This window comes from Sporosarcina sp. NCCP-2331 (assembly GCF_023707945.1).
In the GTDB taxonomy this organism is placed as follows: Bacteria; Bacillota; Bacilli; order Bacillales_A; family Planococcaceae; genus Sporosarcina; species Sporosarcina cascadiensis.
On the sequence record NZ_BRCD01000002.1, the window covers coordinates 62,108 to 79,206 of the forward strand.

14 protein-coding genes are annotated in these 17,099 nt (G+C 45.2%); all 14 read right to left on the reverse strand.

Annotation, left to right across the window (positions count from 1 at the left end; translation table 11 throughout):
• Nucleotides 1-37: 37 nt before the first annotated feature.
• A complete protein-coding gene (locus NCCP2331_RS01480; RefSeq protein WP_153720394.1) occupies nucleotides 38-316 on the reverse strand; it encodes a DUF503 domain-containing protein in 279 nt (92 codons plus the stop codon).
• Nucleotides 313-2,766 carry a translation initiation factor IF-2 gene (gene infB, locus NCCP2331_RS01485; RefSeq protein ID WP_251668033.1) on the reverse strand — a complete coding sequence of 818 codons (2,454 nt, stop codon included), beginning with the start codon at nucleotides 2,764-2,766 and terminating at the stop codon, nucleotides 313-315. Before infB ends, NCCP2331_RS01480 begins: the two co-directional genes overlap by 4 nt.
• Complete coding sequence (locus NCCP2331_RS01490) at nucleotides 2,744-3,091, reverse strand: YlxQ family RNA-binding protein (RefSeq protein ID WP_153720396.1); 348 nt, start codon at nucleotides 3,089-3,091, stop codon at nucleotides 2,744-2,746. Before NCCP2331_RS01490 ends, infB begins: the two co-directional genes overlap by 23 nt.
• Nucleotides 3,088-3,366, reverse strand: a complete 279-nt coding sequence (gene rnpM / locus NCCP2331_RS01495; protein ID WP_153720397.1) for an RNase P modulator RnpM — start codon at nucleotides 3,364-3,366, stop codon at nucleotides 3,088-3,090. The genes NCCP2331_RS01490 and rnpM overlap by 4 nt, the downstream gene beginning before the upstream one ends.
• Before the next feature lie 20 nt (nucleotides 3,367-3,386).
• A complete protein-coding gene (nusA, locus tag NCCP2331_RS01500; protein ID WP_251668035.1) occupies nucleotides 3,387-4,571 on the reverse strand; it encodes a transcription termination factor NusA in 1,185 nt (394 codons plus the stop codon).
• Between the two features lie 114 nt (nucleotides 4,572-4,685).
• Nucleotides 4,686-5,156 (reverse strand): ribosome maturation factor RimP, encoded by a 471-nt coding sequence (gene rimP / locus NCCP2331_RS01505; protein WP_153720399.1) that lies wholly within the window; start codon nucleotides 5,154-5,156, stop codon nucleotides 4,686-4,688.
• A 383-nt stretch (nucleotides 5,157-5,539) separates the two neighbouring features.
• Nucleotides 5,540-9,850: a PolC-type DNA polymerase III gene (locus tag NCCP2331_RS01510; protein WP_376776792.1), complete on the reverse strand. Its 4,311-nt coding sequence runs from the start codon at nucleotides 9,848-9,850 to the stop codon at nucleotides 5,540-5,542.
• Between the two features lie 61 nt (nucleotides 9,851-9,911).
• Nucleotides 9,912-11,606, reverse strand: coding sequence for a proline--tRNA ligase (locus NCCP2331_RS01515; RefSeq protein WP_251668037.1), 1,695 nt, complete (start codon nucleotides 11,604-11,606; stop codon nucleotides 9,912-9,914).
• Between the two features lie 18 nt (nucleotides 11,607-11,624).
• Nucleotides 11,625-12,884: an RIP metalloprotease RseP gene (gene rseP, locus NCCP2331_RS01520; protein ID WP_153720402.1), complete on the reverse strand. Its 1,260-nt coding sequence runs from the start codon at nucleotides 12,882-12,884 to the stop codon at nucleotides 11,625-11,627.
• Nucleotides 12,885-12,928: 44 nt separating this feature from the next.
• Nucleotides 12,929-14,074: a 1-deoxy-D-xylulose-5-phosphate reductoisomerase gene (gene dxr, locus NCCP2331_RS01525; RefSeq protein WP_251668039.1), complete on the reverse strand. Its 1,146-nt coding sequence runs from the start codon at nucleotides 14,072-14,074 to the stop codon at nucleotides 12,929-12,931.
• A gap of 18 nt (nucleotides 14,075-14,092) precedes the next feature.
• Nucleotides 14,093-14,887 carry a phosphatidate cytidylyltransferase gene (locus NCCP2331_RS01530; RefSeq protein WP_251668041.1) on the reverse strand — a complete coding sequence of 265 codons (795 nt, stop codon included), beginning with the start codon at nucleotides 14,885-14,887 and terminating at the stop codon, nucleotides 14,093-14,095.
• Nucleotides 14,884-15,675 carry an undecaprenyl pyrophosphate synthase gene (locus NCCP2331_RS01535; protein ID WP_153720405.1) on the reverse strand — a complete coding sequence of 264 codons (792 nt, stop codon included), beginning with the start codon at nucleotides 15,673-15,675 and terminating at the stop codon, nucleotides 14,884-14,886. Before NCCP2331_RS01535 ends, NCCP2331_RS01530 begins: the two co-directional genes overlap by 4 nt.
• A gap of 132 nt (nucleotides 15,676-15,807) precedes the next feature.
• Entirely contained in the window at nucleotides 15,808-16,365 is a 558-nt protein-coding gene (frr, locus tag NCCP2331_RS01540) for a ribosome recycling factor (protein WP_153720406.1), read from the reverse strand.
• Entirely contained in the window at nucleotides 16,362-17,090 is a 729-nt protein-coding gene (pyrH, locus tag NCCP2331_RS01545; RefSeq protein ID WP_251668043.1) for a UMP kinase, read from the reverse strand. Before pyrH ends, frr begins: the two co-directional genes overlap by 4 nt.
• Between the last annotated feature and the right edge of the window lie 9 nt (nucleotides 17,091-17,099).

A 17,099-nucleotide genomic window follows, 5' to 3' on the forward strand; every position in this document is an offset into this window, starting at 1 on the left:
GTTCACCTCAATTTCATCATCTTTGAAAGTATTTCGATTATAAATAATCGACTGTACACGCAGTCATTTCCCAATCTGGATTCGATTCAAATAAACGGATCGCTCTTCTGACTTCACGTTCTGCAGCTTCCTTAGCCGAAGCTACCGCAACTAAAGCAAAAGTAGTACGCTGCCAAAGATCCTGATGATCAATTTCCGCGACAGAAACATTATAAGAATTTTTCACTCGATCTCTCATCCGGTTTAAAACGGCCCGTTTCTCTTTCAGAGAAGCAGCCCCCGGTATGAAAAAGGAACATTCCGCGTAGACAATCATACTCGCTTAATTTCCTCCATTACGTAAGCTTCAATGATATCTCCTTCTTTAATATCATGGAATTTTACGATGGTAATTCCGCACTCATAACCCTTCGCTACTTCTTTCACATCATCTTTGAAACGCTTCAATGTATCAAGCTCTCCTTCAAAGATTACGATGTTATCACGCAGGATACGAACACTTGAATCACGTGTGATTTTACCGTCAATCACATAACTACCTGCGATTGTACCGATCTTCGTTACTTTAAATGTCTCACGAACTTCGGCCTGTCCGATTACTTTCTCCTCAAACTCAGGATCTAATAATCCCTTCATCGCAGATTCGATTTCTTCGATTACTTTATATATAACACGGTGAAGTCGGATATCTACGCCTTCCGCTTCTGCTGAACGCTTCGCATTTGTATCAGGTCGTACGTTAAAGCCGATTACGATGGCATTTGAAGCTGCCGCCAATGAAATATCTGATTCATTGATTGCACCTGCACCCGTATGGATGATTTTCACGTTGACGCCTTCTACTTCAATTTTCATAAGTGAGGCAGCCATTGCTTCAACAGCACCCTGCACATCTGCTTTTACAATCAAATTAAGCTCTTTCATTTCACCTTGCTTCATTTGATCAAACAGATTGTCGAGTGTAACACGTGTTTTCTCCACGCGCTGTTCCTGCAATGCTTCTCCTGCACGGGTCTCACCGATCTGACGTGCTGTCTTTTCATCTTTAAATACGACGAAACGATCGCCAGCCTGCGGCACATCGCTCAATCCTGTGATTTCAACAGGAGTTGAAGGAGCAGCTTCTTTCACACGGCGGCCTAAGTCACTGACCATCGCACGAACACGTCCGTAAGTATTACCTACTACGATCGGATCTCCAACGTGCAGTGTTCCGTTCTGGACAAGAAGTGTAGCAACGGATCCTTTTCCTTTATCAAGCTGTGCTTCAATAACTGTCCCTCTAGCTCTAATAGAAGGATCTGCAGTTAATTCGCCTACTTCTGCTACTAATAGAACCATTTCGATTAACTGATCAATGCCTTCACCTTTAAGCGCTGAAATCGGAACGAAAATTGTATCGCCGCCCCAGTCTTCAGAAACTAAACCGTGTTCCGTCAGTTCCTGCATAACGCGGTCAGGATTTGCTGTTGGCTTATCCATTTTATTTACAGCTACAATGATTGGAACTTCAGCTGCTTTCGCGTGATTGATCGCTTCGACAGTCTGCGGCATTACACCGTCATCAGCTGCGACCACTAAAATTGTTAAATCCGTGATTTTCGCTCCGCGTGCTCTCATTGTCGTGAAAGCTTCGTGTCCCGGTGTATCTAAGAAAGTAATTTTCTTATCACCTTGTTTAATTTGATACGCACCGATATGCTGTGTGATCCCGCCTGCCTCACCTTGCGTTACTTTTGTATCGCGGATAGAGTCAAGAAGTGTCGTTTTACCGTGGTCTACGTGACCCATGATTGTAACAACCGGTGGTCTTTCTTCTAAAGCGCCTGGCTGTTCTTCTTCTTCCTCAGGATCTTCAAAGTAGATTTCCAAATCCGTAACGTCAATTCGAATCTCTTCTTCCACATCTACACCGTATTCAGCACAGATTAATTCAATTGCATCTTTATCAAGTTCTTGGTTAATGGTTGCCATTACACCAAGCATGAACAGCTTTTTGATGATTTCAGAAGGCTCTTTGCCCAGTTTCTGTGCCAGTTCGCCGACTGATAATGATTCATAGAATGTGATTTTTTCCGGCAGCGGCTTTTCAATCTTCTGTGCCGGTACTGCCGGACGGTATCTGCGACGCCCTTGGTTAATGCCGCGTGCCGGCGGTCTTCCGCCACGGCCGCCGCCTGGACGTCCTCCACCGCCAGGACGTGCTGTATTACCGCCCTGATTTTGTCTTGGCTGCTGATTGCTGCCTGCTGTTTGAGCAGGTCTTGATTGCTGATTGCTGCCTGTCGTCTGGGCCGGTCTTGATTGTTGGTTACTTCCTTGGCCTTGGCCCTGTCGCGTTTGCTGATTCGCACCAGTTTGTTGTCCTTGTGTTCTGTTGCCGGTTGCTGCCCCAGCCGGACGCTTAGCTCCTGTATTGCCGCCTTGGTTTGTGCGGTTTCCAGTTTGCTGTGAACGGTTGTTGCTGCTTCCTTTTGCTGTGGACTGTCCTGAGTTGGACTGCTGAGGCTTTCCTGCATTATTTCCGCCTTGGCGGTTTGCTGCCGGACGGTCTGTCTTTTGATTATTGTTTGGCTTATTCGACGGACCGGCATTTTGCGTTTTCTGCGGAGCAGTAAACTTTTTATCCAGCTTCGTCACAGTGTCCGGATCAATTACTGACATATGATTGCTGACTTCCACTTTCATATTCCCTAATTCATTAATAATGTCTTTACTCGATTTATTTACCTTTTTGGCATATTCATGTACTCGTATTTTCGTCATTAGCCCACCCCCGGTTATAATCGTTGAGGAGCTCGGATAACTTTTTGGCAAAACCTGTATCCGTAAGCGCCAATACTACCCGCGCTTCTTTTCCTATCGCATGCCCAAGGTCTTCACGACTCCCGAAATCATGCTTCTCAACGTTGTAAGTGTTACATTTATCAGTTAGTTTTTTTTTCGTATTTGCTGATGCATCTTCTGAAAGGATGACAAGTGCCGCATTGCCCGCACGTACTTCCCGAACAACCAGATCCTCACCCGTCACAATTTTCCGTGCACGCGCCGCCATTCCGAGCAGTTGATAAATTTGCTTAGCATCTGTCATTTGATTGCCTCTCGGCGAATCGCGTGAAGCAGATCATCATATACCTGCTCAGGAACCTTTGCACCCAGCTGATGTTCAATCGAGTGCTGTTTCCGTGCTTTTTCTACGGCGTCCTCCGACTTGGAGACGTATGTTCCGCGTCCTGACTTTTTCCCTGTCAGATCCACTGATACTTCTCCTTCTTTCGTACGGACAATCCGGATCATTTCTTTTTTAGGCAGCATTTCGCCTGTAGCTGCACATTTGCGCAAAGGGATTTTCCGATTGTTCGACATGGGCATGCAATCCTTTCCAATCAATCTTCTTCGTCTGTATCTGCGTACAAATCAAAGTCTTCTGTTTGTTCAGCCGGCACTTCATCTTCATACTCATATGCTTCTAGGAATTCGTCTGATTCGGACTCTACAGTATCCAATTCTTCTGCAGCGCGGGGATAGATTCCCATTTCTCGAGCATCTGTTTCACTTTTGATATCGATTTTCCAGCCTGTCAATTTAGCAGCCAGTCTGGCGTTCTGACCTCTTTTTCCAATTGCCAGAGATAGCTGATAATCCGGAACCACCACGGTAGTGGAACGGTCTTCCTCGTTCACTTGAACGTCCATCACTTTTGACGGGCTCAGGGCATTCGCTACAAATATAACCGGATCTTCCGACCATTCGACGATATCGACCTTCTCACCGTTCAGTTCATTGGAGATCGACTGTACCCGTGCACCTCTTGTTCCTACACAGGAACCGACCGGATCCACTTCGTCATTTGTTGTAAAAACGGAAATTTTCGAGCGGTCTCCAGCTTCACGCGCAATGGATTTGATCTCTACTGTACCATCATAAATCTCCGGGACTTCCAGTTCAAATAAACGGCGCAGTAATCCGGGATGTGTTCGGGAAACAAATACTTGAGGGCCTCTTGCCGTTCTTTCCACTTTTGTAATATATACTTTAATTCGGTCATGGGGCGCGTACGACTCTGTCTGAATCTGTTCACTTGAAGGCAGCACAGCCTCTACTTTACCTAAACCGACAAACAGGTTTTTCGGATCCATCCGCTCAACAATACCGTTGACAATATCTTCTTCACGGTCAATATATTCTTCATAAATCAAGCCGCGTTCCGCTTCACGCACACGCTGTGTAACAACCTGCTTCGCTGTCTGTGCGGCAATCCGTCCAAAATCACGCGGTGTGACTTCTTCTTCGACAATGTCGCCAAGTTCATATACGGGATTGATGACTTCTGCATCTTCCAATGAAATCTGCAGACGCTCATCTTCCACTTCTTCTACAACATCTTTTCGCGAATAAACCTTCATTGTACCTTTATCCAAGTTTAAATCCACACGGACGTTTTGTGCCTGGTTAAAGTTTCTCTTATAGGCAGTCACTAGGGCCGCTTCAATCGCATCCACTAATACATCTCTTGAAATACCTTTTTGTTGTTCAAGAGCTGTCAGTGCTTCGAGTAGATCACTACTCATGTTCATCACTCCCACATTCAATTATCTTCATGACCTGCTGTGCGGCAAAGAACGCCGCGTCGCAGCTTTGTCTTATGCCTGCCGCCTCTGAACAGCCGCTTTCCGCTTTTGGTGTTAAAAGTCAATGGCCAGCCGGGCGAGGGCAATTTTGGTTTTATCAATTTCTACTAGTACTTTTCGCGTCTTGATGCGTATTTCTACTTTCGCGAAGTCAGGACCGTATCCGAGCAGGTATCCTTCGAATTCTTTCAGCCCGTCAATCGGCTCGTATGTTTTGATGAAAACATACTGACCGACAGCTTTTTCAAAATCCTCATCTTTTTTCAATGGTCTTTCCGCTCCGGGAGAAGACACTTCAAGGAAGTAGTTTTGTGGAATTGGATCTGTTCGGTCCAATTCCTCGCTTAGCTTCTCACTGACCGCGGCGCATTGGTCTATGTCGATACTCCCTTCAGGTGTGTCGATATAAACACGCAAGAACCAGTCCCGGCCTTCTTTTATGAACTCGACGTCTACCAGTTCAAGCCCCAATTCTTCAACAATCGGTCTCGCAAACTGCTCGACTTCCTCTGTAATTTTACTCACATGTATCCCTCCCGAAATTAAAATCAATCACGCCTTGGCGTGATTGCGTCTGGATTTTGAAATGAGGCCTGCAAAATGCAGGTCAGACAGACGTTACCGCAGAATGCAGTGTCGTCCGCACGCCTCAAATGTAACTCCACTCAAAATCCATGACATCCGCCGGAGGCTTATCTGGATTCAGCCGGAGTTTGAAACCCACTAAACAAAAAAACCGCTTGCATTCGCCCTGCTCCTGAATGTTAGAAGCAGGCTTCTGCTGAATCCAGATAAACAACAGAAAAGAGCGGGAAACCCCACTCTTTTCAGCAAGACGTATAGCAAAAGTTGTTTCAATCGTATCACAACGCCATTTACAATGCAACTGATGGGGCCATGCACAGCCTTTAGAACAAGGATAATTGGTTGGCTTCAGGCATACCTTCCAAGCAGCCGAGTGTATCTAAGTACTCGGTAATGGTCTTGGAAACACGGCCGCGCTTTTGCAGGTCTTCTTTTGATAAAAACTCGCCGTCTTTTCGCGCTTCCACTATTGTTTTGGCAACGTTCGTTCCTAATGAAGGAACTGAATTAAACGGCGGTATCAATTGATTGCCGTCTATCAAGAACTGAGTCGCATCCGATTTATACAGATCAGGCTTCGCAAAAGTGAAGCCCCGCTCCACCATTTCCAGCGCAATTTCAAGCACTGTCACCAAGTTTTTTTCTTTCGGCGGTGCATCCAGACCTTTATCATTGATTTCTTTAATTTTTGCCCGGATGGACGCAGAACCTTTTGACATCGTCACCAGATCGAAGTCCGTTGCCCGCACCGTAAAATATGTTGCATAATACATGATTGGGTGATGCACTTTGAAATATGCTATTCGCAAAGCCATCAATACATAGGCCGCAGCGTGTGCTTTCGGGAACATATATTTAATCTTCTTGCATGAGCTGATATACCAGCCCGGTACTTTATTCGCTTTCATTTCAGCTTCGAATTCGGGTGTCAGTCCTTTACCTTTACGGACAGATTCCATAATCTTAAATGCCAGCGAGGGTTCAAGACCCTGATAAATCAGATAGACCATAATATCATCCCGGCAGCCGATTACTTCTGACAGCTGGCACGTTTTATTCTGTATCAGTTCCTGCGCATTTCCAAGCCAGACATCTGTTCCGTGAGACAACCCTGAAATCTGAATCAATTCCGAGAAAGTCGACGGTTTTGTCTCTTCAAGCATCTGACGGACGAAACGCGTACCGAATTCGGGCACACCGAGCGTCCCGGTCTTACAGTCGATCTGCTCCTGCGTTACGCCTAATGAAGTAGTTCCGCTGAACAGTGCCATAACTCCTGCGTCATCTGGTGCGATCGTTTTGGCATCAATTCCTGATAAATCTTCAAGCATCTTAATCATCGTCGGATCATCATGACCAAGAATATCAAGCTTGAGCAAGTTATTATCGATGGAGTGGAAGTCGAAATGCGTTGTCTTCCAACTCGATTCTATATCGTCCGCCGGAAATTGAACCGGGGTAAAATCAAAAATATCCATCGTATCCGGAACAACAATAATACCGCCCGGGTGCTGCCCTGTATTACGCTTTACTCCGGAGCAGCCCTGGACTAGACGGTCAATTTCCGCACCCCTCATCTGCAGATCATTGTCATTCATATAGCCGCGCACATAACCGTATGCTGTTTTTTCAGCAACTGTACCGATCGTACCTGCCCGGTACACATAATCTTCGCCGAACAGTTCTTTCGTATAATTATGCGCATGAGCTTGATATTCACCGCTGAAGTTCAAATCAATATCCGGTACTTTGTCTCCGGCAAAACCAAGAAAGGTTTCAAACGGGATATCCTGTCCATCTTTTTTGAACATGACATTGCAGTTCGTACATTCTTTATCAGGCAAGTCGTAGCCGGAGCCGACTGAACCGTCGTCAAAAAATTCATACGTTTTACAAGACGGACAGACGTAGTGAGGCGGCATCGGGTTAACTTCCGTGATTTCCATCATTGTCGCGACAAATGATGAACCGACAGACCCCCGTGATCCAACCAAATAGCCGTCATCGAGCGATTTCTTAACAAGTTTATGAGAAATTAAATAAATAACCGCGAAACCATTGTCGATAATGGATGTTAACTCTTTCTCAATCCGCGCTTCAATAATTTCAGGCAGCTTATCTCCGTATATATGACGGGCCATTGAATATGTCAGCTCTCTGACCTCTTCATCGGCACCTTCAATCGTCGGTGTATACAAATCATCCTTGATTGGTTTAACGTCACCGACACGTTCCACAATCTTCAACGGATTTTCAATGACAATTTCCTTTGCTGCCGCCTCGCCTAAAAATGCGAATTCTTCCAGCATTTCATCAGTCGTCCGGAAATGGACCGCTGGCAGAGAATGCCGGTTCATCGGGTTAGCCCCGCCTTGAGAACGTACTAATACTTTGCGGTATGTTGCATCCGTCTCGTCCAGATAATGAACGTTCCCTGTTGCGCAGACCGGCAGGCCGGTTTTCTTGCCGAGTTTCAACATTTTCCGCATAATATCTTCCAAGTTCCACTCATCCCGAATTAAATCCAGCTCCAGTAAGTGAGAGTATACAGGCTTTGGATGGATTTCAAGATAATCATAGAAACTCGCTATTTCTTCAACTTCTTCCATCGGTTTCTGCATCAGGCCTTCAAAGACTTCTCCTTTGTCACAGCCTGAACCTACCAGCAGTCCTTTGCGATGTTTCACTAACAGCGAACGCGGAATCCGCGGCACCCGGTAGAAAAAATCCATATGTGAGATGGACACGAGCTTGAACAAGTTTTTCAAACCTTCATTGTCGGTCGCAAGCAAAGTACAGTGAGACGGACGCGATCGTTTATATGCGTCTCCCTCTCCAATGTTTTTATTGAGATCATCCAGCCATTCGATCCCTTTTTCCTGTGCTTCCGTCAGCAGACGCAGAAATAAATAGGCTGTTGCCTCCGTATCATATATCGCCCGGTGATGCTGAGTTAGTTCAATATCGAACTTCTTCGCCAGCGTATTCAAGCGATGATTCCGCAGTTCTGGATACAGGAAACGTGAGAGTTCTAATGTATCGATTACAGGATATGCGGCAGTTTCAATTTTCGCCCGTTTGCACGAAGCATAGAAAAAGCCCATATCGAATGAAGCATTGTGCGCAATCAGTACAGCATCTCCGATAAATTCAATAAAATCAGCCATTACCTCAGATACTTCCGGTGCATCTTTGACCATGTCGTCTGTAATCCCCGTCAAGTCGGTTGTGATAGAAGACAGCGGATGATGCGGATTGGCAAATCGTTCAAAGCGGTCAATAATTTCTCCATCGCGGACGCGAACCGCAGCAAGCTCGATAATGGTATCGTAGACTGCCGACAGTCCGGTAGTTTCCACGTCAAATACCACATACGTATCGGTTTCCAATCGTCTATGCTGTTCTTCATAAACAATCGGCACCCCGTCATCCACTAAATTAGCTTCCAGGCCGAATAACACTTTAATTCCGTGTTTTTTTCCTGTGTTATAGGCTTCAGGAAACGATTGTACATTAGCGTGGTCCGTAATCGCGATAGCCGGGTGACCCCATTTTGCCGCCTGTTCAACGAGTGCCTGGGCAGAAACAACTGCATCCATCTGACTCATGGACGTATGTGCATGCAATTCCACACGCTTTTGTCCAGCCGGCGCTTTGTCTTTGCGTTCAACAGAAGGGATAACGGCAAGATCCTGCGCCATCATAATTAAATCCCTTACGAACGTATCATTCTGGATGCTTCCCCGTGCACGTACCCACATGCCTTTCTTGAACGACTTCATGATTTCGGCATCTTCATTGTCGCGTGAGAACATTTTCACCAAAATTGAATCGGTATAATCTGTAACTTTTAACGTCAGCAATGAACGCCCGCTGCGAAGTTCCCGCACTTCCGCATCAAAGACAAATCCCTCAATAATCAACCGGCGTTCCTCGTCTTGAATTTCATGAATCGGCACGATCGCTTCTCCTGCCTTGATCGGTGTGCCAAGAATCATTGGTTTATCCGAATCGCCCTGCTCACTCTTCATAGATTCACGCTGCTGCAGTTGTTCAAATGCTTTCTTTGAAAGTACGTCTTCTTCCTGCTGTTTCTGCGAAAGAAATTGCTGCAGTTCTTCTTGTGCACGTGTATTTTCTTCTACTTTTACGTCGACTAGTAAAGAAGGAAAACCAAACTGACGGTAAAGCGCAGCCAACGGTTCCGTGTATTTATTTTTCAGCGTCTGACATTCCAAATCGCTTGAACAATTAATCTGCAACTTCTCTCCCTGCAGAACCGGTTTCTGTCCGTTCAAACATTGACGGAGCGGAGGAGAAATATCCGCCAGTCCTTCTATTACAAGCGGCCAATAGGAAATAATCAACTGCTCATCATATGATTTATTACGGCTTTCAATTTGAAGGTGCACATTTGCAATCGCGGCAAATGTTTCATGGACACGTTGCTGCATTAGCTGAAATACATTGACAGGCAGCACCTGGTCAAGTGTCACATTAAATTTCCACACTCTCGATTTCGTCTGTACAGTTACCCGGTTTAATTCAGCGTGCTCAAAAAACGGCATCAGCTGATCATCCGTCAAACCGGTCTGCTGCAGCAAAGTTAAAAATTTCTGGGCGGCATCCAATATAAATTCCTCCAATCTATCGCGAAAAGAAGGGAAGTTCCGCTGACGGACTCCCCTTCTCTGTTTATTCTGCAGTAAAAAATGATTGCAGCTTCTCAAGCACTTCTTCTTTTTGCCAGTCTATTGACTCACCACTGTGCCGGAATGTCACTTCGACAATTCCTTCGCCGGCTCTCTTACCAATTGTAATCCGAACCGGCAGTCCAATCAAGTCAGAATCAGCAAATTTCACGCCAGCCCGTTCGTCCCTGTCATCATACAGAACATCATAACGATAAGATTCCAGTACTGCATACAACTCATCAGCCAATTGCTTTTGAGTTTCATCTTTCACATTCACAGCGACCAGATGAATATCAAAAGGCGCTAAATGCTTCGGCCATTTTAACCCATTTTCGTCGTTATACTGTTCAGCGATGGCAGCAATAAGCCGCGATACGCCCAGTCCGTAGCTGCCCATAATGAAAGGCTCAGCCCGTCCATGATCATTAAGGAAGTTTCCTTTCATTTGTTCACTGCAGCCGGTTCCCAGCTTGGAAATATGACCAATACCGATGCCTTCAGCAAACTTGACCGAACCCATTCCGTCCGGCGAAGGCTCACCTTCCTGTATATAGCGGATGTCCAGATAGTCATCAATCGCGAAATCCCGCTCCGGATTGACATTGATTAAATGATGATCCTCTTCATTGGCTCCCGCCACCCCATTGACAATGTACCCCACCGCGTGATCAGCAAAAACTTTTACACCGATCGGCAGTTTCACCGGACCCACTGATCCTGCATGACAGTTAAGTAATTCTTCAATCTCTGATTCACTTGCCAATGAAACTTCATCAGCCTTCAGCACTGCTTTTAATTTATGTTCATTAATGCGATGGTCACCGCGGCAAACTAGTAAAACTTGGTCGCCGTCTATTGTATAGACTAGTGATTTAATGATTTTTTTCGGATCAACAGACAGGAATGAAGTGATATCATCTATAGTCCGGACATTTGGCGTGGCTACTTTCGCTGTCTCTTTCGGTTTCTCCTCCGTCTGCTCATAATCAATATTGACTGCCGCCAATTCGATATTTGCTGCATAGGACGAACTGTCACTGTATGCAATCTTATCTTCGCCGATTGCCGCCAGCGCAATAAATTCATGCATGCCCGCTCCGCCGCCTGATATAACCATGCGGAAATGAACACGGAGACGCGTCAGGATATTTGTATATGCCTGCATCACTTCGAGATACTTTTCATCTAAACTTTCCTGTGTCGCATGGAATGAATAGGCATCTTTCATGATAAACTCACGGCTCCGAAGCAATCCAAAACGCGGCTTGTCTTCATCACGAAACTTGGTTTGAATCTGAAACAGTGTCAAAGGCAGTTTCTTATACGATCTCACTTCGTCTCTCAGCAACGAAATCATCAGTTCTTCATCGCTCGGACTGAGTGTGAATTCTTTGCCATGACGGTCCTGAACTTGAAACAGCTCTTTACCGTAAGATTTCCAGCGATCGCATTCCTGCCGGATTTCAGTCCGCTGTAAAGCAGGCATAGAAATTTCGATGCCTTCAATTGCTTCCATTTCCTGACGTATGATGTTTTCCATTTTACGAAATACCCGCTGCGCAAGTGTCAAATAGGTAAAGACGCCGTTCGCATTCTGACGGATATAGCCCGCACGCAACAATAGCTGGTGTGAGCGGATATCAGCGTCAGCAGGCGTTTCCCGCATCGTAGGTATAAATGTTTTGGATTGTTTCATGATATGCTTCCACCTTTTTTAAAAGAAAAATCGTTGAATGTCATTCCATGTCACAACAAGCATCAAGACCATGAGCAGCATGATTCCGACGAAGTGCACCATACCTTCTTTTTGTTTATCGATCGGTTTTCCGCGCAGTCCTTCGAACAGGAAGAACAATAACCGGCCGCCGTCAAGTGCAGGCAGCGGAAGCAGGTTCATAATGCCAAGGTTAATACTCAGCACAGCTCCCCAGTTCATCAGGTTGAAAATTCCATATTGAGCCACTTCTTCTGTCGCTTTATAAATACCAACCGGCCCTGACAACGCATCAATCGTAAATTGTCCTGTTACTAGCTGGCCGAGCAGTTCAAAAATTTTCACTGTCCATGTGTAAGTCTGCTCTGCACCGAAAACAAATGATTTCACAATGCCCTTTTCAAGCGGACTTGAATATAATACACCAATCTGACCATACTCTTTCCCGGCATCTTCGACAGTATCCGGTGTGACGTTCAAAGATACTGAACTTCCGTCACGTTCCACTTCCACTGCCATCGGAACGCCTGGACTGTCCTGAATCGCCTGTGAAAACTGCGTCCATGTCTTGATTTCTTTTCCGTCAACGCCCGTTACCAGGTCATTATCCTGCATACCCGACACTTCTGCAGGGGTATCAGGCTTCACTTCTGTAATAATCGGTTCATTGGTTGGGACACCATTCATCAGTCCAAGTGCCAGGAAAATGAAAAACGCCAAGATGAAGTTGAAAAGCGGTCCTGCAAAAATGGCCATCGACCGCTTGCCGAGTGACTTGGATTCAAACTGACGGTCATACGGCGCGATCAGTGTTTCTTGTCCCTTTTCAATAATCATAGCAGTTCTTGCGATATTCAGATGAACAAACTGCCCGTCTTCGTCATAACCTTCTATAAACAACTCTCGATCTAAGTCTGATTTTTCTACTTCCACATTTAAAATGTTCGGATTGGAAACATTTCGGTTTAAATAAATTTTTTCAATCTCATTTTGAGCATTCAGCAGCAGACCCACTCGATAGCCAGGCTGCAGTTCCACCGTGTCAAAATCTTCTCCTGCCATCCTTACATATCCGCCAAGCGGAAGCAGACGAAGCGTATATTGTGTTTCGCCTTTACGAATTGCCAATATTTTTGGTCCCATGCCTATCGCGAATTCACGCACCATGATGCCTGCTCTTTTCGCAAACAGAAAATGCCCGAATTCATGAAACGCAACGAGTGTCCCGAATATTACTATGAACGCAATAACGGTTTCCATTCAGTAACCACCTTCACAGGCTATAACGCCTTAGATTCATCTCATTACTTTACTATACCATACACTTTTTTTCGCGTAACGCGATCTGTCTCCAAAATTTCTTCCAAATCAGGATGACTTATAGTCTGGTGCTGATCCATCATCTGCTCGATAATATCCTCGATCTTCATGAAAGGAATACGGCCTTCCATGAACAACTGAACTGCTACTTCATTTGCCGCGTTCATTGCTGTCGGCAGCGTGCCTCCTTCCCTACCTGCATCATATGCAAAGGACAGGGCTCTGAATCGCTCAAAATCCATTTTTTCAAAATGAAGTTTCCCGATTTCATCCAGACGCAGACGTTTGGCATTCGCCATGGGAATCCGGTCGGGATACGTCAGTGCGTACTGAATCGGCACCCGCATATCGGGGGAACCGAGTTGCGCCATGACACTCGTATCTTCAAACTCGACCATCGAATGAATGATACTTTCTTTATGAAGAAGACATTCAATCTGATCATACGGCATGGCAAACAGGTGATGCGCTTCTATGACCTCCAACCCTTTATTCATCATAGTAGCTGAATCAATCGTCAGTTTATTGCCCATCGACCAGTTTGGATGCGCCAATGCCTGCTCGACCGTTACATGCTGCAACTGATCGCGAGTTAAGTCTCTGAAACTCCCGCCTGAAGCGGTAATGATCAACTGGGTAATACGCTTTTCATTTTCACCGTTCAATGCCTGAAATAAAGCGGAGTGCTCACTGTCGACCGGCACAAGCGGCACTTGGTGTCGTTTTGCAGCCTGGACAACCAGATCCCCGGCTGCAACTAATGTTTCTTTATTTGCAATGGCGATCGTCATACCGGCTGCAATTGCTGCCAGTGTCGGCTTCAGTCCAACGCTTCCGATCACGGAATTCAGCAGGACGTCTGCTTCGATTCCAACCGCTGCTTCGATGAGACCTTCATCGCCGTGGACAATTTTAACGTTTGGAAATTCAGCCTGCAAGCGATCAGCATCTGCTTTCTCCATGACAGAGACCAGCTGCGGCTTAAACTGTGCAATGATTTCACTGACTTTTTTAATATTTCTTCCTGCTGACATCGCAGTTAATGTAAAGAGCTCCGGATTCGACTCTATAATATCGAGCGTCTGCGTGCCGATTGATCCTGTAGCACCCAGTAAATTTATTTTCTTCATACGTAAACTTCCCTTCGGTTATCCTACAAACTGCAAAAAGTGAAGTAACGGCAATACGAAAAGCAGACTGTCAAAACGATCCATAATTCCGCCGTGTCCAGGCAGCAGCGTGCCCGAATCTTTCACATCATAATAGCGTTTTAATGCAGACTCCACTAAATCTCCCATCTGACCGACAATTGATGCAACGACGGTGATGAGGATGAATGCTGTATACGAGCCTGCAATCGGAAAGAATATATTGTAGATCAGCGTGAAAATAACCGCGCAGATAATTCCTCCAATAAATCCTTCGATTGTTTTATTTGGAGAGATTTCAGGCCATAATTTCCGCTTGCCTATTTTACGGCCGACGAAATAAGCGCCTGAATCTGTTGACCAAATGATCAGCAGCGCATAGCCTATGTATTCTAGTCCAAAAAGCCGGGTTTCGATTAAGTAATAAAATCCTACTCCGACATATAAGGCGCTCATTGCGATGAATGCCACGTCTTCAAAAGTAGAACGGTTCTTCACAAGTACGGTATACACAAGCAGCAATAGAATAAGAATGTAAATCATTTCAAGTTTCTGTAAATGTAAGTTACTTTCCACTTGTGCAGTCCATTTAGAAGGCAGCAGGATGACCAGTAGCAGCAGCCAGGATAAAAAACCGCCGGCTGTGAATATTGACATCTTCCGCATACGAAGTAATTCATATAACCCTATTGTAGAAATTGCAAATATCGTTATGATGAAAGGCAGACCGCCGATCCAAATCATAGGAATAAAAAATGCGAGGGCTACGATGGCCGTGATGATTCTTTGCTTCATCCTTTCTGATCCCCTTCCAAACTTCCAAATCTGCGATCGCGACGCTGGAAGTCTTCAATTGACGCCAAAAAACATTCTTCATTGAAGTCCGGCCACAGTACATTCGTAAAAATGAACTCTGCATAAGCCAGCTGCCATAACATGAAGTTGGACAGCCGGACTTCACCGCTAGTACGGATAAGCAGATCCGGCTCCGGCAAGTGAGCTGTCATGAGTCTAGAATTAATGACATTCTCATCTATATCGTTTTTCTGAATCCTGCCGTCTGCGACTTCCTGCGCAATTTCCTTCATTACGTTGACCAGCTCCACCCGGCTGCCGTAATTCATCGCAAAGTTCAGTACAAGCCCTTTATTATGTTTCGTCGCGTCAATCGCTTTTGTGATGGCGCTCCTAGTATGTGCAGGAAGTGCCTCTATATTTCCGATCATCTCTACTTTAATATCTCTTTCCATCAACTCTGGTAAATATGTATTGAGGAATTCGCCTGGAAGATTCATCAAAAAATCGATTTCGATTTTTGGACGTTTCCAATTTTCTGTAGAAAAAGCATAGAGTGTTAGAGCTTTTACACCGAGCGCATTTGCGAAATTAGTAATTTGCCGGACCTTCTTCATTCCTTCATGATGACCTGCTATACGCGGCATTTTCCGCTGTTTAGCCCATCTTCCATTCCCATCCATAATGATCGCCACATGGTTTGGGATTGGTTTTTTCTTAACAGATTCTATTCGGTCATCTAAAAACTGAATATCTGGTGTTTTTTTTCGCAACAGTTTTCTAAGCATAGCGTTCCCCCACTTGGCTCATTTCGGATACTCCTATAGCCTATCCTACCAAATTGCATAGTAAATAGCATGCAAAAGACAGAAAAAAGCGTCCTAAAAGTAGGACGCTCCTCCTGATAGAAAGTTCTATACTCAGATTTCTAAAATTTCATTTTCTTTATCTTTTGCCATCTCGTCTACTTTTTCAATGAAGTTATCTGTTAACTTTTGAACTTCATCATTATAGCGGCGCAGTTCATCTTCCGTAATGTCTCCGTCTTTTTCACTCTTCTTCAGCTCATCATTGCTGTCGCGGCGAACGTTACGAACTGCAACTTTCGCGTCTTCTGCTTCACGCTTTACTTCTTTAACCAAATCTTTACGGCGTTCCTCTGTCAAGGCCGGCACTGCCAGACGGATCACATTTCCATCATTGGAAGGCGTGATGCCGATATCTGATTTCAGGATCGCTTTTTCGATTTCACCGATCGTTGTTTTGTCGTACGGCTGAACAACGAGCAGGCGGGGTTCGGGAACAGAAATGCCGGCCATTTGATTCAATGGGGTAGGCGCTCCGTAATAGATTACAGAAATTCTGTCCAGAATGCTTGCATTGGCTCTTCCTGCACGTATGGAGGCCAGCTGTCTTGAGTAGGCACCCAATGCTTTGTCCATCCGTTCAGTTGCGGAATTCATAATTTCTTTCGTCATTGTTTATTCCTCCTGACCACCGTACCGATTTCTTCACCGAGTACGGCTCTTTTTATATTTCCATTCTCCATAATTGAGAATACTACGAGCGGGATATCATTGTCCATACATAATGTGGATGCAGTCGAGTCCATTACTTCAAGACCCTGGCTGATTACTTCTAAGTATGACAGTTCAAAATATTTAACTGCGCTTGCATCTTTCATTGGATCTGCAGAGTACACACCGTCTACGTTATTTTTTGCCATTAAAATGACATCCGCTTCAATTTCAGCTGCACGCAAAGCAGCTGTCGTATCCGTAGAGAAATACGGATTTCCTGTGCCTGCTGCGAAAATAACTACACGATCTTTCTCCAAATGACGGATTGCTTTTCGGCGTATGTACGGTTCTGCCACTTGTCTCATGTCAATGGAGCTCATCACTCTTGTTTCATGTCCAAGCTTTTCAATAGCATCCTGCAGTGCAAGGGAATTCATGACGGTCGCAAGCATCCCCATATAATCCGCTGTAGTACGGTCCATGCCCATTTCGCTTCCGACTTTACCTCTCCAGATATTGCCTCCGCCTACTACTACTGCTACTTCTACACCGAGTTCAACTACTTCTTTCACTTGAGTTGCAACTGACTTCACTACTTCTGGAGACAATCCGAAACCTTGCTCCCCGGCCAGTGCTTCTCCGCTTAATTTCAATACGATCCGCTTATATTTTGGATTACTCATGTAGACCCT